This is a genomic window from Alkalihalophilus sp. As8PL (assembly GCF_040939795.1).
In the GTDB taxonomy this organism is placed as follows: domain Bacteria; phylum Bacillota; class Bacilli; order Bacillales; family Bacillaceae_D; genus Alkalihalophilus; species Alkalihalophilus lindianensis.
The window spans coordinates 60,491-78,488 of record NZ_CP162551.1 but is presented as its reverse complement, the minus strand read 5'-3'; the positions used below and the strand labels follow the sequence as shown (position 1 = coordinate 78,488).

The following is a 17,998-nucleotide window of genomic DNA, read 5'->3' as shown; positions in this document are numbered from 1 at the left end:
AAGTGTGCGATTGGAGTGAGCCTATGCGTTCGTTTGCTAAACCGAGGGTTGTTGTAAGTAAATGTCTTGAATTTGAGGCTTGCCGTTATAATGGTGAAAGAATACCAGATAAATTAATTGAAAGATTAAACGAATATGTGGAATTTATTCCTGTTTGTCCTGAAATTGAAATTGGGTTAGGTACTCCTCGAGAGGTCATTAGATTAGTGGCAGATGGTGATGAAACAAAGTTAATGCAACCTAATACTGGAATGAATTTAACTTCAAGGATGAATGAGTTCTCACTGGAATTTCTCGGTTCATTAAAAGATATTGATGGATTCATTTTAAAAACTCGTTCTCCAAGCTGTGGCGTATTTGATGCCAAAGTGTATAGTGGGTTGGAAAAGGCCCCTGTATTAAGGACTGAGGCTGGCATTTTCGCTTCGCATGTAAAGGAACATTTTACTTTAGTTGCAAAAGAGGATGAGGGACGTCTAAAGAACTTTATTGTTAGAGAGCATTTTCTTACACGATTATTTACTGTAGCTGAATTCCGTGAAGTGAAAAAGGAAGATTCCATTTCAAAGTTGATGCAATTTCAAGCGAAAAATAAGTACTTATTTATGGCTTGTAATCAAGATTCGATGCGAGCTTTAGGAAGAATTGTTGCAAATCACGAGAAGCTTGCAAACGAAGAGGTTTTTACTCAATATGAAGACGAGTTACATAAACTGTTTCATAGAATGCCCAAACCAAACGATCATATTAACGTCTGCCAGCATGTATTTGGTTATTTCTCAAAACATTTAACAAAAGCAGAAAAAGATCATTTCTTAACCTCACTTGATCAATTCAAGGAACAGAAAATTCCATTAAGCAGTCTATTAACGATGCTACGATCATGGAGTTATCGTTTTGAAAATGATTATCTCCTGCAACAATATTATTTTACCCCGTATCCAGAGTCACTTGTAGCGATTTCAGATTCTGGTAAAGGAAGAAGTTTATCATAAAAACTCGATCTTAATGGATCGAGTTTTTTTTATGAGATTTATAACTCAAAATAATAAAGACGGTATGAGTGAAACATTAGTGAAATAAAAATGTAATAATACAACAGTAAAAAGTTGTTGACTATTATAGTACAGGTGCATATACTATGAGTAAGATAAATGATTGAACATTCGAAAAACAAATTGAAGGGGTGTTGAAAATGGAAAAAGTAAAAACGAATGCGGATCGTAAACAGGTAGAGGTAAAAGAAGAGCCATCTATCCTTGAAATGATTAATGATTATTACAGCCGTAACTAATTAAACACAAGCCGCTCCTAATCGTCTAGGGGTGGCTTTTGTTATGGTACAGTTAAGGATTAATTTGGATTCATCATTCTGTATCTAAAGGATATAATACAGTTAGACTTGCAAAATTAGTTTGAATCAGTTATAGTTATATTAACAGTTTAATTCTTCTCCAACTATCAAGCGCTTTTCACTCAGCTGGCGCGGTCATCGGAGCCGCAAGGATGAAAGAGAGGTAGGGCTTTTATTGTTTGGAAGAATAGAACAGGATCTTTTATACTTTCTATATTATTTATTGGTAATCATGAGTAACACAAGCAGGGGTTCAGTATTCACATGTTATAAGGGATATTCACTCGGTTTAGTGACTGATGTTCCTTATAATATGTGAATTTTTATTTACCACAGATTGTAAATACGATTGGCATATTAAGAAATTTATTAAGAATGGGGTTTTTTAGCATGACACAAACTGGTACAGTAAAATGGTTTAATGCAGAAAAAGGATTCGGTTTTATCGAAGTTGAAGGCGGAAACGATGTATTCGTACACTTCAGCGCTATTACTGGCGAAGGATTTAAATCACTTGACGAAGGTCAATCTGTTGAGTTCGAAATCGTTGATGGCGATCGCGGACCTCAAGCTGCTAACGTTGTTAAGCGCTAAGTAGCATATAGAGCACTACCTAATTAGGTAGTGCTTTTTTATTTACATAAAAATAAATTTCAATTACCGTATTTAATTATTTCTAAGTCAAACCTAAAAAGTTTAAGGTAAGGTGATTGGTGGAATAGTACTGTACAAATCTATTGGAGGTAATAATAATGAGTGAAAATTTAGAACCGAATATTGTGGAAATGAGAAAGAAAATTAACATGATGAAAGAGGATCGTCATCAGTACAAAAGAGAAGCATTTATCGAAGTATATGAAGAGTACGTTCACATGCTTGAGGCGCAACTTGAAAAAATGAGTCGTGTTTAATAAGTGAAGTTCATATAAATAAGCCTAGATAGCACTTGTTATCTAGGCTTATTTGCTTAGTTAATACTCAAATATTGGTAAATATTCTTTGTTGTAATGTGAAAATAGGTTATACTTTCTATATTAGAAATGAAGGGGGCTTGTTATGAAGGGGATTATTGAACAGGTTATTAACCAATTAGAAAGTGAAGGGAAAGAACGTATAAAACTCACTCCAAAAGATATTTGCGAGAAGCTAAATGAATATGAAGTACCGTTTATCGGGTTTAAAGGCTAGGGGTTAAGTTGATAGAAAAAGGCTTTGACAAGATGTCAAAGCCTTTTCTAATATCTCATATTAAGGATAATGAATTGGTGATGCTGGACCTAGATCAATTCCAAAGAGCATCCATATGATTAGCATCGCAGCCCATACAATTGAAAATACAATTGAATATGGAAGCATAACAGAAATCAATGTACCGATACCCATCTTCTTATCATACTTTTGAGCAAAGGCAATAATAATTGCAAAGTATGTCATAAGTGGTGAAATAATATTTGTTGTTGAATCTGCAATACGGTAAGCCATTTGTGTTAACTCTGGAGAGTACCCGAGTTGCATCATAATTGGGATAAATACCGGAGCCATAATCGCCCATTTAGCAGAAGCGCTACCGATGAATAAATTAATAAAACCGGCAACAACCATAAATGCAAGAACAAGTGGAATTCCTGTAAATGAAACGCTTTGTAAGAATTCAGCTCCGTATACACCTAATACAAGGCCCATGTTTGTTTCGTTAAAGAAGGCAACAAATTGACCTGCTGTGAAGGCAAGGACAATGAACATGCCCATAGATGCCATTGTATCAGACATTTGATTTGCTACATCTTTATCATTTTTAATCGTTTTAGTGATAATTCCATAAACAATACCTGGAATCAAGAAAACAAACAAAATAATTGGACCTAATGAACGCATAAATGGCGAGTTGACGATAGCGTTAGGGCCATCCCCGCGAAGAGGTCCCCATTCAGGTACAATGAGTAATGCCATAACAGCAATAACTGCTACCATAGAAATACCTGACCATAATAACGCTTTTTTCTCATTAGAGTTTAAATAGTCAATCTTTTCAGCGTCATCAGTCTCTGTTTTCTTATAAGATCCTAGACGTGGTTCAACCAATTTCTCGGTAACAAACGTACCAGCAATCGTTAATACAAATACCGACGCAGCGATAAAGTAATAGTTCATTGCAATGTTGATTGTCTCAGCGTAAGCAGGATCAAATGTTGCTGCTGCTTGTCTTGTTAATTCCCCTAGCATTGGATCGGTTGCAGATAAAAATAAGTTTGCACTAAATCCTGCAGAAACCCCTGCAAATGCCGCAGCTAAACCAGCTAATGGGTGTCTACCTAATGCAATGAATAGAAGTGCACCTAGTGGTGGCAGTACTACATAACCAGCATCAGAAGCCACACTTGACATAATCCCAGCAAAAACTAATGCTGCTGTAATAAGTCTTTTAGGAACAGAAGTAACAAGTCCGCGAAGTGCTGCACTAATTAAGCCACTGCGCTCAGCTACTCCGATACCAATCATTGTCGCTAGTACGACACCGAGTGGAGCAAAGTTAATAAAGTTACTTACCATATTCGTGACAATGTAATGTATGCCTTCAGAAGAAAGTAGGTTTGTAACAGTTACTTCTACGCCTGGTTCCGCTGGACTTTCTACACTAATGTTCATGCTAGATAAGATGGCAGACACGAAAACAACCAATACCGCTAAAATGGCAAACAAGGTAATTGGGTGAGGTAGTTTGTTACCGGTAACTTCAATAAAGGTTAGAAATTTATTGAAAGCACCTTGCTTTTTACCTTTTTCCATGAGTTAGAAAGCTCCCCTCTAATATGTAATTTTCTGACGATATTGTATCTGGGTCTAGACACGTGTATCATTCTACATCAATTAGGAGTAAGTAGGAAACAAGAATTCGAAAATGAACGAAAAAATGAATCGTAAGTCCTATAAATATCCTAGAATAATAATTGAATAGTTAGATAATAGAATTGATATTTGAATCAATTAAAAATGAATTTAATTAGGAGGATAAAGAGAGGAGAAGTACCTTCGAGTAACTATCTATTGGAATTCATTAATATTATACTAAAAAAGTTATGGTTGAATATAAAAAACCCCCTCAGTAATGAGGGGGTAGCTATTATTATGCTTTTTGAACGTTAGCTGCTTGCTCGCCACGGTTACCTTCAACGATTTCGAAAGTCACTGATTGACCTTCTTCAAGCGATTTGAAACCTTCGCTTTGGATAGCTGAGAAGTGAACGAATACATCGTCTCCACCTTCGCGCTCGATGAAACCAAAACCTTTTTCTGCGTTAAACCATTTTACTGTACCTTCTAACATTGTATTTCCTCCTATAAGTGCAACTCGCACCAATTGTATTACTATTCTCGTCATTAATAATGTTCAAGAGGAAATCAACATTCGTTTCTTTCATCTAGCACCTTAAGAACGATCAAAAATAATTAACCTTAGTTTAACATATAGGCTTTCAAGCAGCAAGTGTTTTTAGCAAAAAGTTGGAAATTAACTGACGATTAGAAGGTATTTACCTAATTGTTCTTGAAGTTAACGTTAACGTAAATGGTAGTCTACTACTAAGCAAGTGTTTTAATGTGAGGTGAATACGATTGTTTAAAATTAGTGAACTGGCAAACGAATTTAGCATTTCTACAAGAACGATTAGATATTATGAAGAATTACATCTCCTCACACCAGCGCGTACAGATGGAAATCAGCGAATGTATTCAAAAGGTGATCATGTCAAGCTTCAATTAATTCTTCGTGGTAAAAGATATGGATTTACCCTTGAAGAAATAAAGGAAATGGTCCAACTTTTCGAACTCGATCCAAGTGGGGTAAAGCAGCTTGAACGGACCATAACATTTGGTGAAAAACGTTTAAATGAAATTACGATAAGGATCAATGAATTGTCACAATTGAAAAATGAAATGGAAAACCTCTTATTGGAGTTTAGAGAAAGAGTGAAAAAGGGGGAAAAAACATGAACTTTTATGAAGATGATTTAGTCATTCAACGAATACTTAAACAAAAACTTGATCCTGATATGTACAATTGGGCAGATGAAAGACTAAGAACGTTCGGAAAGAGTTGCGCTACAGAAATTGATGAAAGAGCTAAGCACACCGACCAAGAAGGGCAGCCTAGACTAGTGAAATATGATCGTTTTGGCGAAGATATTTCAAAGGTTTGGGTTAATGAAGGGTATAAAAAAACAGTCCTCGATACGTATCATACAGGAATTGTAGGCTATGTTCATAAGCAGATTCCTGAATTAGAAAAAAAGGGTAATTATCTATACTCTTATGCACAAGGTTACCTTTTATCTCAATCAGAACCAGGTTTTTATTGTCCAGTCACCTTATCGATGGCTACTGCTCTTTTGCTTGATCGATTTGCCTCAGAAGAAGTAAAGGAACGCTTTTTACCCCATGTGTTATCGACAGGAGAAACTGAACTATATGAGGGAGCCACCTTTTTAACCGAACGGCAAGGTGGGTCTGATGTTGGTGCTAACGAAACGAAAGCAATTGCAGACGGGGAGAAATATTTATTATCTGGTGAGAAATACTTTGCATCAAATGCTGGTATGTGCGGTGTAGCTATGGTATTAGCAAGAATTGAAGGGGACCGAGAAGGAACCAAGGGACTAAGTTTGTTTGCAGTTCCTTGGAGGAACGAGTATGGGTCATTGAATGGTATTTCGATTAGGCGATTAAAAGATAAACTAGGAGTCAGGGCCGTGCCGTCTGCAGAAGTGGAATTTAAAGAGGCAAAAGGGTATCTCGTAGGTGAGACCTCAAAAGGTATCTACTATATGATGGAAGCACTTAATTTATCTCGAATTTGTAATGCTGTTGCTTCGATAGGAATTATGCGCAGGGCCTTACAAGAAGCACTAGAATATGCAAAGCTACGGCATGCTTTTAAGAGAACACTTATAGAATATCCTATGGTGCAAGAGACCCTCTTAAATCTTACTGTTAAACACGAGGTAGAAACGCTAGCAACTTTCGAATTAGTGGAACAATATGATCAATTAATGAGTAAAGATGAAGCAGTTTTAACCGAAGAGGCGGCATATGTGCGTTTACTTATTGCCATTATAAAGAAGGAATCAGCTGAGCAAGCAATATATTTTTCGCATGAAGCAATAGAAATGTTAGGTGGGAATGGTTACATTGAGGACTTTGTCACACCAAGACTTTTAAGAGATGCTCAAGTATTGACTGTATGGGAAGGGACAGCAAATGTGTTAGGACTCGAAATTATCCGATTAATGAACAAAACAAAAGTTCATTCCCTATTTATCAAGCGGATGAAAAAATCGGTAATAGATGTTCCTGCTAGCCTTACGAAGTCCAGAGATATGATACTAAATGAAATTGATACACTTGTAAGGTTGACCCAATTTATTGAAGGAACTGATGAAGACACTAAAACATATTATGCGAAAAAAATGGCAAAACAAATGGTTCTTATATTTGAAGCACAAGTGGCGTTATCATGGGCTAAAAAAGGAACGGAACGGGAAGAAAAAATAGTAGAACGCTTTTGTAAACAGTCTTTTAATCAGGATCGTGCATTTGAAGATGCGGCTCAGTTAAAGGAAGATTTTAATTTGATTGTTCGATAATTTTTGAACCGCTCTATCAAATGAGCGGTTCTTCACTATGAGATTCCCTTTTAGGTATACGTAAACCATTGATTTATAGGTACTATTTCGTCTATTATAAAAGGTGCCTTGTTTTTAGAGAAAACCTAAGAGCAGAATTTGAGCGGATTAAGTAGGAGAGAAATCATATGACAATTAAACGAAATGATCCCTGTGTATGTGGGAGTGGTAAAAAGTATAAGAAGTGTTGCATGAATAAAGAAACGTCAAAAGTCGTTTCTGAGCAGCAATTTGAGCAGTATGTAACGAAGCGTAAACTTTTAATTGAGAAGATGCGTATGTATATGAAAGAACAGTTAACGGCTAAGCAGCGTTATTTCCTAGAAAAAGAGTTTAATGACCGTACAAATGGTGAAGTTCCAAGTGAACTCCGTGGATCCTTTACAGATTTATGGATGCTATTTTTCAATCGATCAGATGAAGGTCGCCGTTTAATTGAGAGTTTTCTAAGTGATCGTAAAAAACACTTAACAGAAGAAGAAATTGAAATGGTTGTGAGATGGGAAAGTCTAACACCGCGAATTCTTCAAGCGGTTAATAAAACTGATAACGTTGTGACATTTACAGACTGCCTATCAAATGAGTTATATAAAGTGTCATTAGCTGAAGAGAACCAAACTTCTTTTGCACCTTGGTATGGTACGTTCAGCCTGATTGAACCATTTAATAACAGACATATGTTTTATGGAGTTAGATTGTTTGAAGGACCGATGAATATAAGAGAAGCAACAACTTACATAAGAGAAGTAGCAGAGGCAAAAGAAGCTTCTGTTGAAGAGATTATGCGTGATTATTACCCTGAAATTCTAAGTGTATTTATTAGAGGGCAAAAATCTAAAGAGAAGACAAAAACAAAAGTGGTATGTCAGCACATCGCAAAATGGAATGTCCATGATGAAGAGGAAGTAATTAGACTTTTAGAAGGTCAACCATCTATCTATCTAGAAGATTGGTCAAATGAAAACAAAATGGCCAGCTTTATTCTTGATTGGTATCGTTATGAGGATTCCGAACTGGAGGGCGATGTCCTAACTGCTGAAGTAAAAAGCACACTTCAAATTAAGGGGACAACGTTGATAGTTGAAGCCTTTGATGAAGAAGCACTAACAGAGGTTAAAAACCTCTTCTCCAATAGCTCGTCTGCTTCTTTTGATGAAGAAACGATTGAGGAGTGGGAAATTCCTCTTCATGCAGAAATGAAAAATATGTTAGTACAGATGGATCCAGACCTACCTAAGTGTTTTTCTTTATTTGCCCAAAATAACCTTCAAGCCCAAATTAAAAAACCACTTTCTATTGAAGAAGGTCGAACCATTGAGCAATTAGTGAGGGAAGGGGAACTTGAAGTTGTAGAGACATGGATGCGTCAGTCAGAATATGATTTATTTATAGCTCAAAAAAGTAAGGTAGGATCAACCGAATATACAGCTGATTATAATTCGATACGAAAGCATTTAAATTTACCATTATCTCCATATGTAACAGGCGGAGATCGTCGTCAATCCACTCACGTAATGATTGCCTCAGATAGTGAGCAGGTTGATAAGGTTAATGGGGGACCAGAAAAGAATACAGGAAGGTTTTATCTTCCTTTGATAGAACAATTTAAAGAAGTGAAGACAGCTGGGAAGTCAGATTCTACGATTCGTAAATATACAAACAGCTTAAAAATTTTAGAGGAATTATTTGACTCCGTAAGTGAAGAGATTAATAATGTTGAAGAAGTGGATGAGTCAGTATGGAAAAATATGTTGATGGGCCACTTAGTTGAGCATTATTCAACACTAACGAAGACACAGTGCAAGGACTTTATTAGTGTAACGAAAGCATTTACAAAATGGGCGGATGATCGTGAAGGAACAACCTATTCAAATTTTGTTACCGTACTATTAAAAGAAGTAGAAACAACCTTATTAAAGCCTGCCGATATAAAGAAATAAGAGAATTTAACAACCGTGCATTTAATATGCACGGTTGTTTTTAAATTAAACATAATAATATTATGTAAACCTATATAAGTGAAAGCTAATAGCGATCACTCAAAACATTAGATACCCATACGTTTACGTTGATTGTTTGGCTTTTTTGTTAATTGACTAGACATTCTTTTCATTTTGATGTCTTTCGTTGAACTTGAGTGAGTAGAAGAAGTTTGTTGTTTCTTTCTCTCAAGTTGTTGTTTGATTGCATCTTGCAAACTGATTTTCTTTTTATTTAATTGTTTTTCGTCCATAATGACGACCTCCTAAGTTTCAATCCTACTCTATTATAAATCAAACGAGCTAATAAGTGTATGAATATTAATCCTTATAGGCGCTTGGAAGGTTTTGTTTACTCTGTAAAAGGCTATTACTAAACGTATAAGCAGTGTGCGTCAGTACAGAGAGGGGAGCAATATGCAGCAAGTAAAAGATACCATTAAAGAAGTTGTCTTCGCCGTTCTTCCAATAACAGCCGTTGTTATTATTTTACAATCTACGCTAATAGGGCTGCCCATGGAAGTGTTTTTTCAATTCTTAATCGGTGTAGTGATGGTTAGCATAGGGTTAATTTTATTTTTAATCGGTGTCCATGTAGGGCTATTACCCGTAGGGGAGATGATTGGTTCTACCTTGCCTAAATCAAAAAAAGTTTGGTTGACCATTGTAGTTGGTTTTATTTTAGGGTTTGTCGTGACGGTCGCAGAACCAGATGTTCGGGTACTCGCACAACAAATTGACGATGTATCAGGTGGGGAGATCTCTCAGATGGTTCTCATCTACGCTGTTGCATTAGGAGTGGGGATATTCGTGGCACTTGCGATGATGAGAATCATTTATAATATCCAATTAAAATGGTTGTTATTAGGTGGTTATAGTGTCGTTTTTATGCTGGCGATGTTTACACCGGATACGTTCATTCCGATATCCTATGATGCTGGTGGCGTAACGACAGGTCCAATGACTGTTCCTTTTATTTTAGCATTAGGTGTTGGAGTTGCATCGGTATTAAAAGGCAAGACGTCTTCCAGTGATAGTTTTGGATTAGTTGCACTCGCTTCTATTGGACCAATTATAGCGGTTCAAATATTAGGGGTGATATACGGATGAATATTACAATTTTCGAAGGGTTTAGTGAAATATTATTAGAAGTGTTTTTTGCTTTATTACCTTTACTTGTGTTTTTTTTAGTATTCCAATTCTTCTTTTTAAAGCTTGAGAAAGAAAAATTATTTAATATTGGAAAAGGTATGATTTTATCATTCTTTGGACTAGCATTCTTTTTGCAAGGCGTTCATGTAGGCTTTTTCCCAGCGGGTGGAGTTATGGGAGAGAAGTTAGGGGGGTTAACCTTTACTTGGGTATTGATCCCTATTGGATTTGTGTTAGGTTTTGTGGCAACTTTCGCTGAACCGGCAGTGAGAATTTTAAATGAGCAAGTTGAAAAGGTTTCTGGTGGTTATATTTCTGAGAAGATCATGCTGTACACATTATCCATAGGAGTAGGTGTCTCAATTGCCTTGTCCATGCTTCGAATTTTAGTTGGTTTCTCACTATGGTATTATCTCATTCCAGGTTATTTGATTGCGGTTGTTTTACTCTTTTTAAGTAGTAGTACTTTTACTGCTATTGCTTTTGATTCAGGTGGAGTGGCTACTGGTCCGATGACTGTTACCTTTATTTTAGCTATTGCAGTGGGTGTGGCTTCTGTTACAGAAGGACGCGATCCGTTAATGGATGGATTTGGAATGATTGCGTTAGTTGCGCTAGCTCCCATATTATCCGTATTAGTGCTTGGAGTTTTATATGAACGAAAAGGGAGGGAAGAAAGTGAGTCTTAATCGTAGTCAACAACTTTTTGTTACAATCGTGAAGAAGCATCATGCTAAACTACTTGTAAAAGCAGCTAAGAATGCTGGTGCTGAAGGGGCTACTATCCTTTACGCAAAAGGAAGTGGGATCCACGAAAAAAAGTCTTTCATCGGTATTCCCATTGAATTTGAAAAAGAACTTATTTTAACGATTGCTAAAAAGCAGGTCATGGATCAAATCGTTCATGCCGTCGTTCAGACGGGCAAATTGAATGAATCAGGGAAAGGAATTGGCTTTACAATTGATTTAAAAAAAGTAACTGGAATCGCTCATTTATTAGACGATCCAGAAGAGGCTGATCAGGTCATGGGTGAGGAGGATGAAGACATTATGCCAAAAGAAGATATTCCATTTGATTTAATTGTTACCATTGTTAAGAAAGGATCTGCTAATCAAGTCATTGATTCTTCATTAGAGGCTGGTGCAGAAGGTGGGACGATTTTAAATGGACGAGGATCTGGAATCCATGAAAAAGCCTCTCTTCTTAATATCCCGATTGAACCTGAAAAAGAAGTGGTCCTTACATTGATTCATCAGAAAAAAACGAAGGAGGTCCTTCAAGCGATCGAAACTGGAGTTGGTCTGAATCAATCTGGTAAGGGGATTGCTTTTGTAATTGAGGTAGATAAGGTTGTAGGGATTAATCATGTTATAGAAGAGTTGATAGAAAAGACTACCGAGTAATTAAAAAGAGAGAGAGGAGGCCTTCTCTCTCTTTTTTTTATGAGTCCTTATGAGAAAATTAAAGCATTTGCACGCCGTTATGCAAAAGGTTCTTTAAAATTGCTTTTGTCTCCGTGATTTTTGACTTATCTCCTTGTAAAATATACTCATGTAATTCACATAAATAATAGTCGATTTCATGATATTGAACAGATTTTTTTGTTTGCGCTTCTCTTTCTTTTAAAATCGTAACATGAGAGGTATAATCAATCACTTTATTTAATACATCAATAATTTCTTTTGAGAGAATATGAACACTGACAAGCTCCATATAACGTTTATGTCTGACGAAGGTTAACAAGTTTTTTATTTCTGTATTATGGATCGTGAGGATCATCTTACCTCGGTCAAACCCCCAAAACACTCCGTATTTTAGTTCATTGACCTCCTGAACAATCTCATTCAATTGATTTTTCTTCACTTGAATAGACAGGTTGTCGAATTGATCTTTTGAGAAACGCTTCATTTTTTTTCACCCCATTCAAATCGCTGATTCGAAAAGAAAATTAATTCATTCTATGCGATAGCGAAGCCGAATATTAAACGAAACAATAAATTGTTTCGTTTTTTATGGGTTATAGTAGCCATTTAGATAGTATGAGCTTATAAAAAAGTAAAGGGTATTAGAAAAATGATGAACAGCAATGCATTCCACATATAATTTCAAATACCGTATTAAGTTATTAAACCAAAAGCCAAAACTACTAAAATATTCTGACAAGTTGTATACTAAAAGCAAGTATAAATGAAGGGGTGAATAATCTTTTATGAAATTTCTTGTTGTTGGAGCAGGTGCGGTTGGTGGATATTTTGGTGGGAGATTACTTGAAAAAGGTGAAGATGTTACATTTTTAGTCAGATATAAACGTCAAGAGCAATTACTAGATCATGGATTAGTGATTGAAAGTGTAAATGGAGATTACAAAACAACTCCCAAAACGGTAGTAGAAGGAGAAGATGGCCAATTTGATGTCGTTTTAATAAGCACGAAAGCCTACCATCTTGAGCAAGCGATTGAAGCGGTTAAACCTTTCGTACATAAAGAAACAGTTATTATTCCTATGCTAAACGGGATTAATCATATCCATTCACTACAGCAAGCCTTTAATCAAGAAAGGGTTATCGGGGGATTATGCTTTATTGAATCAACAGTAAATGAGGATGGTCACATCATACAGACGAGTAAAGCGCATCAATTTATATTCGGAGAGCTAGATGGTAAGTATTCAGACAGAGTAAAAAGAATCGAAAAAGCCTTTTCAGGTGTAAATGCTTCTGTTAAATTGAGTGAGTCCATTTTACAAGAGATGTGGCATAAGTATTCATTTATTACAACGATGTCGGGCGTCACAACCCTATTTAGACAACCTGTAGGACCTATTCGTAACATGAGGGAAGGAAGGGAAGTTATTAAAGGTTTGTTTGAAGAAATTGCCAAAGTCATGCGTGCAGAGAATGCTCCCATTGATGATGCTCTTGAAACTATTCAGTTTGATCGGTTTCTCAGTGTAGAAGCAGGGATGAAATCCTCGATGCAACGAGACATGGAAAAACAATCAGCTGTTGAAGTAGATCACTTACAAGGTTATTTATTGGAAAAAGCAAGAAAGCATCATATTGAAGTTCCCATTTTAAAGAGTGTGTATGTTAATTTAAAATTATATGAGCAACAAACCCAATAAGAGAAAGCGGACTTTCAACTAGTGAAGGTCCGCTTTTTTGATGGGGAGAGGGGGAGTAGTGTAATATCGACAATGACCCATATATGACCAGCCGATACCCCTTTAATCTCCAATTAAACGATTTAAGAAGGTAGAAAAACAAACAAACATTCGCTACAATGAAGATATTAGATAATCGAGGTGGAACGGATGTTTAAACAAACGATGAAACAACTTTTAGAGGAGATTAGAACAAGCGAAGACTTCAAAGATCGAATTGTGCATTGGGAAGAGATTGAAGCGGTTGAAGCAAAAACAAAAGCCTTTCCAACGTTTATAGATGAAAAAATACAATATGCACTCCAAAAAAGAGGTATAGGCGAGTTGTATTCGCATCAGCATGAGGCTATTACACACACTCATTCGGGAGAAAATGTAACAGCGGTTACTCCGACTGCTTCAGGAAAAACACTTTGCTACAACATTCCCGTCTTGCAACAAATTCTAGACGATGATGAAAGTCGGGCTCTCTATTTATTTCCGACCAAAGCATTAGCGCAGGATCAAAAGAGTGAAATGAACGAGCTGATTGAGGAAATGGGCGTAGATGTAAAGTGTTTCACATATGATGGAGACACAGCTCCTACTATTCGTCAAGCCGTGCGAAAGGCTGGGCATATAGTGATCACAAACCCTGATATGCTTCACTCTGCCATTCTTCCTCATCATACGAAATGGGTTGCTTTCTTTGAGAATTTAAAATACGTCATTATCGATGAATTACACACTTATCGAGGTGTTTTCGGTAGTCATGTTGCCAATGTGATTCGTCGCTTAAAGCGAATTGCTGCATACTATGGCAGCTACCCTATTTTCATTTGTACCTCAGCTACCATTGCTAATCCCAAAGAACTTGCAGAGGGATTGACTGGTGTCCCCATGCGTTTAGTAGACAACAACGGCGCGCCTAGGGGGAAGAAACATTTTCTTTTCTACAACCCACCAATCGTGAATGAAGCGATGAACATCCGAAAAAGTGCAACGGTAGAAGTGAATGATTTAGCCAAACGCTTTTTAGAAAATAAAATTCAAACCATTGTTTTTGCTAAAAGTCGGGTGCGTGTAGAGATTATTTTAAGTCATTTACAAGAATTAACGAAAAAGAAAATTGGGCCAGACACAATTCGTGGATATAGAGGAGGGTATCTCCCTAAACAACGACGTGAAATAGAAAGAGGCCTACGCTCTGGGGAAATCATTGGAGTAGTTAGTACAAATGCCCTCGAACTTGGAGTGGATATCGGACAACTTCAAGTATGTATTATGACAGGATACCCTGGATCGATTGCAAGTGCTTGGCAACAGGCAGGTCGTGCGGGGCGTAGGCAAAATGAGTCCGTTATTATTATGGTCGCTGGATCTACGCCTATCGATCAATACGTCATTAATCATCCTGACTACTTTTTTGAACGGTCTCCAGAATCAGCAAGGATTAATCCAGACAATCTCGTTATTTTAGTGGACCATTTGAAATGTGCAGCCTATGAATTGCCTTTTAAAAAAGGAGAAACATTTGACGGGGTAGAAGTTGAAGATGTTTTAGAATTTTTAACGGAAGAGCAGGTTCTCCATCATCGTCAAAATAAATGGTATTGGATGAATGATGCTTTTCCAGCACATGGGATAAGCTTACGATCAGCTTCTCAAGAAAACGTCATTATTATTGATCAATCTGACGTGGCCAATCCACTAGTAATAGGAGAGATGGATCGCTTTAGTGCGATGACGTTACTGCATGATGAAGCGATTTACTTGCATCAAGGCATTCAATATCAAGTAGAATATTTAGATTGGGATGAAAAGAAGGCTTTCGTTCGGGAAGTAGCAGTAGAATATTTTACCGATGCCAATCTAGCAGTTCAGTTGAAAGTATTAGAAGAGGACTTACACAAAAACAAAGAATATGCAGAGATATCGTTTGGTGATGTCATGGTCAATGCAAAGGCAACAATTTTTAAAAAGATTAAATTAACGACATTTGAAAACATTGGCTCAGGTCCAATCCATTTGCCAGAGGAAGAACTCCACACCAATGCTATGTGGTTAAGTTTCAGTGATTTTGTTGTCTCGGAATATAGTGAAGGGGCATTTGATCAAGCCTTAATCGGACTAGCTCACCTTTTTCAACATGTTGCACCCGTCTTTGTTATGTGTGACCGAAATGATTTACATGTGATCCCGCAAATGAAAGCGGACCATTCAGAAAAGCCGACGATCTTCATTTATGATCGTTATCCCGGTGGAATTGGGTTGGCAAAGGAAGTTTATCGAAATATTGACATCATCCTAGAAAATGTCGCTACATTAGTAAGGTCTTGTTCGTGTGAAAATGGCTGCCCTGCTTGTGTCGGTGCATCAGGTGAAGCAGGAACTCATGTAAAGTCGACTGTGCTACGATTGGTCGGAATGCTAAAAAAACTGAGAGAGGGCTGTGATTAATGGCTTTAAAAGGAAGACTTAGTAGATTAAGAAAACATATGAATTTACAACCAAATGAAACAAGCCCTCCTCAAAATGAAGTTAAAGAAGATCTAACGGCTAGGCAAAAAGAAGTGGTGCCTTTTATAGATGAATGGAGGAACAACGCGACTGTTCCAAAATGGTTTGAAGATCAATATACGCTAATTCGTGAAGTACGTTATCCAATTGATACAAAACACGGTATCTATCATTTCTCCGAACTCAAAACCGTTGTCGAAAAATGGCAGGATTATCACATCCCGCACCCTTTATCTTCTAATGGAAGAGAGCAAAATGAACTGTTGTTTTTTGATACAGAGACCACTGGTTTAAGCAGTGGTGCTGGCAACAGAATCTTTTTATTAGGATATGGACAAGTGACGGATAAAGAAGTAATTGTTCGCCAATATTTCCTGCCAGGACCGGAAGCGGAAGTCGCGTTCTATCATCATTTTTTAACGGATGTTAACGACATGAAAAACTTAGTGACTTATAATGGTAAAGCTTTTGATTGGCCACAAGTAAAAACGCGTCATACCTTTGTCCGAAGTCAAGTGCCTCAATTGCCGAAATTTGGACATTATGATTTACTTCATGCAGCTAGAAGACTATGGAAGGAGCAACTACCTTCCTGTAAGCTTTCTATAGTAGAGAGTGATGTTCTAGGTTTCACGCGAGTAGAGGATACACCTGGATATTTAGCACCTATGCTTTATTTTGATTTCCTTCAAGAACAAGATCCAGGCTTTGTGAAGGGGATTATTCAGCATCACGAATGGGATATTCTATCATTAATTACACTGTATGTGCATTTGTCTAAGCTTATTTTTAAAGCCTGGGAAGAAGGTCCATCATCTATCCATCCGGTTGAGAAGTATGAGATAGCAAGATGGTATGAATATATTGGTGAAAAAGAAGCGGCCAAGGAGCTTTACGAATCTGTAAGCCATACTGCCGATCCTGTACAATGGAAAGCTACTCTTGCGCTAGCTCACATTAGGAAACAACGAAAAGAGTCTGAAGAGGCTTTTTTACTTTTCAATAAATTGATTGATCACAATGAACATGTGATTGAATGTGCGATAGAAAATTCTAAATTAATGGAGCATCATTTTAAAAAAATGGACCAAGCCCTTGATTATTCTAACTTGGCATATGAAACATTAACAGAAGGGTTGATCCGTTATGAAAAAGAAAAAAAACTAGAAAATGAATTATTGAAAAGGATCGAACGCTTAAAGACGAAACTGAATAATTAAAAAGTCAAGAACTATTTCCTGGGTAACCGCAAAAAACGCCTATTTTCTTCAAAATGTTACAATTGTGTGAATTGGAGGATTTGTGCTCGATTCTTCAGAAAAATCAATTGTCAAGCTCATAAAAAGCAAGTAAAATATGAACTGGAAATTGAGTTGAAGAAAAGAGTGAGGAAAGTATGAGTAAAGCATTATTGATTTTATTTTTTCTAATGATTGGATTCACCGTTTTTTTTATGAGTGAAATGAAGGATGAAGCTTTTACTGACATGCAAGAAAACAGCCCAATCTCAGTAAAAAGCGAGATAAGTGCTTAGAAATAGGTGAAACAACCAGTACACCTGTATACGTTTTGACATAGGTTAATATTGACTCACCAATAAAAGGAGGAAGTTAACCTATGAGAAAGTGGAATAAATGTCATCAACCACCTACGTGTACAAAAGTAATGCCAGCAGTTGTTCACCCTACTAAGTGCAATGTCACTCAAAAAACATGTGAATACATTGTACCAGAAGTTCATCCAACACACACAACTCACGTTACAAACCATGTATATAAGCATGTTCACAGCTTTCCGCATACTGATTCATTTGAGCAAACAATCTCAAATCAACAGTTTGTAGGGCACGGACCTGGTCCACAAGTTGCTGGAGCAATGATGCCACCTCGTCCACCAATGGGAGGATACGGCCCGCAAGCAATGGGTCCAATGGCAGGAGCAAACATGGCACCTATGGGATTCGGTCCACAAGCTGGAGTGAATATGGCACCAAACATGGGACCTACTGCAGGAGCAAACATGGGACCTATGGGATTCGGTCCACAAGCTGGTGCGAATATGGCACCAAACATGGGGCCTATGGGCAAAGATAAGGGCGGGTGCGGTTGTACCTACCGTTAATCAGGTAATAATCAACAGGGTCTAGACCACTTTGGTGCTAGGCCCTGATTT

The 17,998-nt window shown here is 37.1% G+C and carries 19 protein-coding genes; 15 read left to right on the top strand and 4 right to left on the bottom strand.

The window, feature by feature from the left end; all coding sequences use genetic code 11:
• Positions 1-23: 23 nt before the first annotated feature.
• The 4 genes from AB3N04_RS01640 (at position 24) to AB3N04_RS01625 (ending at position 2,542) form a co-directional block, all read left to right on the top strand.
• Positions 24-995 carry a YbgA family protein gene (locus AB3N04_RS01640; protein ID WP_368504417.1) on the top strand — a complete coding sequence of 324 codons (972 nt, stop codon included), beginning with the start codon at positions 24-26 and terminating at the stop codon, positions 993-995.
• Positions 996-1,744: 749 nt separating this feature from the next.
• Entirely contained in the window at positions 1,745-1,948 is a 204-nt protein-coding gene (locus AB3N04_RS01635) for a cold-shock protein (RefSeq protein ID WP_317120863.1), read from the top strand.
• Positions 1,949-2,106: 158 nt separating this feature from the next.
• On the top strand, positions 2,107-2,265 hold the full coding sequence (locus AB3N04_RS01630) for a hypothetical protein (RefSeq protein ID WP_368504416.1): 159 nt from the start codon (positions 2,107-2,109) through the stop codon (positions 2,263-2,265).
• 145 nt (positions 2,266-2,410) lie between these two features.
• Positions 2,411-2,542, top strand: a complete 132-nt coding sequence (locus tag AB3N04_RS01625) for a hypothetical protein (RefSeq protein ID WP_368504415.1) — start codon at positions 2,411-2,413, stop codon at positions 2,540-2,542.
• A 60-nt stretch (positions 2,543-2,602) separates the two neighbouring features.
• On the opposite strand, the gene AB3N04_RS01620 is transcribed toward AB3N04_RS01625, so the two are convergent.
• Both AB3N04_RS01620 and AB3N04_RS01615 read right to left on the bottom strand, forming a co-directional pair.
• Positions 2,603-4,141: an AbgT family transporter gene (locus AB3N04_RS01620; RefSeq protein ID WP_368504414.1), complete on the bottom strand. Its 1,539-nt coding sequence runs from the start codon at positions 4,139-4,141 to the stop codon at positions 2,603-2,605.
• Between the two features lie 337 nt (positions 4,142-4,478).
• On the bottom strand, positions 4,479-4,679 hold the full coding sequence (locus AB3N04_RS01615; protein WP_317120866.1) for a cold-shock protein: 201 nt from the start codon (positions 4,677-4,679) through the stop codon (positions 4,479-4,481).
• 287 nt (positions 4,680-4,966) lie between these two features.
• Between AB3N04_RS01615 and AB3N04_RS01610 the strand changes: the two genes are divergently transcribed.
• From AB3N04_RS01610 to AB3N04_RS01600, 3 genes are all read left to right on the top strand, one after another.
• A complete protein-coding gene (locus AB3N04_RS01610) occupies positions 4,967-5,344 on the top strand; it encodes a MerR family DNA-binding transcriptional regulator (protein ID WP_368504413.1) in 378 nt (125 codons plus the stop codon).
• Entirely contained in the window at positions 5,341-6,993 is a 1,653-nt protein-coding gene (locus AB3N04_RS01605) for an acyl-CoA dehydrogenase family protein (RefSeq protein WP_368504412.1), read from the top strand. The genes AB3N04_RS01610 and AB3N04_RS01605 overlap by 4 nt, the downstream gene beginning before the upstream one ends.
• 167 nt (positions 6,994-7,160) lie before the next feature.
• Positions 7,161-8,972 carry an SEC-C domain-containing protein gene (locus AB3N04_RS01600; protein ID WP_368504411.1) on the top strand — a complete coding sequence of 604 codons (1,812 nt, stop codon included), beginning with the start codon at positions 7,161-7,163 and terminating at the stop codon, positions 8,970-8,972.
• Between the two features lie 107 nt (positions 8,973-9,079).
• Here AB3N04_RS01600 and AB3N04_RS01595 read toward each other — a convergent pair whose 3' ends face one another.
• Complete coding sequence (locus AB3N04_RS01595) at positions 9,080-9,265, bottom strand: hypothetical protein (protein WP_368504410.1); 186 nt, start codon at positions 9,263-9,265, stop codon at positions 9,080-9,082.
• A gap of 163 nt (positions 9,266-9,428) precedes the next feature.
• Here AB3N04_RS01595 and AB3N04_RS01590 point away from each other — a divergent pair, with 163 nt between their 5' ends.
• Genes AB3N04_RS01590 through AB3N04_RS01580 form a run of 3 tightly spaced genes read left to right on the top strand, consistent with a single transcriptional unit; the run spans position 9,429 to position 11,567 of the window.
• The gene (locus AB3N04_RS01590; protein ID WP_368504409.1) at positions 9,429-10,121 is read left to right on the top strand and encodes a DUF1538 domain-containing protein; all 693 of its coding nucleotides are present in this window, start codon (positions 9,429-9,431) and stop codon (positions 10,119-10,121) included.
• Positions 10,118-10,852, top strand: a complete 735-nt coding sequence (locus AB3N04_RS01585) for a DUF1538 domain-containing protein (RefSeq protein ID WP_368504408.1) — start codon at positions 10,118-10,120, stop codon at positions 10,850-10,852. The genes AB3N04_RS01590 and AB3N04_RS01585 overlap by 4 nt, the downstream gene beginning before the upstream one ends.
• On the top strand, positions 10,842-11,567 hold the full coding sequence (locus tag AB3N04_RS01580) for a P-II family nitrogen regulator (protein WP_368504407.1): 726 nt from the start codon (positions 10,842-10,844) through the stop codon (positions 11,565-11,567). The genes AB3N04_RS01585 and AB3N04_RS01580 overlap by 11 nt, the downstream gene beginning before the upstream one ends.
• 58 nt (positions 11,568-11,625) lie before the next feature.
• On the opposite strand, the gene AB3N04_RS01575 is transcribed toward AB3N04_RS01580, so the two are convergent.
• Positions 11,626-12,072: a hypothetical protein gene (locus tag AB3N04_RS01575; RefSeq protein ID WP_368504406.1), complete on the bottom strand. Its 447-nt coding sequence runs from the start codon at positions 12,070-12,072 to the stop codon at positions 11,626-11,628.
• A 301-nt stretch (positions 12,073-12,373) separates the two neighbouring features.
• Between AB3N04_RS01575 and AB3N04_RS01570 the strand changes: the two genes are divergently transcribed.
• The 5 genes from AB3N04_RS01570 to AB3N04_RS01550 all read left to right on the top strand — a co-directional run bounded on the left by AB3N04_RS01570 (position 12,374) and on the right by AB3N04_RS01550 (position 17,947).
• On the top strand, positions 12,374-13,288 hold the full coding sequence (locus AB3N04_RS01570; RefSeq protein WP_368504405.1) for a ketopantoate reductase family protein: 915 nt from the start codon (positions 12,374-12,376) through the stop codon (positions 13,286-13,288).
• 189 nt (positions 13,289-13,477) lie between these two features.
• Positions 13,478-15,766, top strand: coding sequence for a DEAD/DEAH box helicase (locus AB3N04_RS01565; protein WP_368504404.1), 2,289 nt, complete (start codon positions 13,478-13,480; stop codon positions 15,764-15,766).
• Positions 15,766-17,046 (top strand): ribonuclease H-like domain-containing protein, encoded by a 1,281-nt coding sequence (locus tag AB3N04_RS01560; protein ID WP_368504403.1) that lies wholly within the window; start codon positions 15,766-15,768, stop codon positions 17,044-17,046. Before AB3N04_RS01565 ends, AB3N04_RS01560 begins: the two co-directional genes overlap by 1 nt.
• Positions 17,047-17,222: 176 nt before the next feature.
• On the top strand, positions 17,223-17,360 hold the full coding sequence (locus tag AB3N04_RS01555; RefSeq protein ID WP_368504402.1) for a hypothetical protein: 138 nt from the start codon (positions 17,223-17,225) through the stop codon (positions 17,358-17,360).
• 83 nt (positions 17,361-17,443) lie between these two features.
• Positions 17,444-17,947 carry a CotD family spore coat protein gene (locus AB3N04_RS01550; RefSeq protein ID WP_368504401.1) on the top strand — a complete coding sequence of 168 codons (504 nt, stop codon included), beginning with the start codon at positions 17,444-17,446 and terminating at the stop codon, positions 17,945-17,947.
• Positions 17,948-17,998 lie beyond the last annotated feature (51 nt).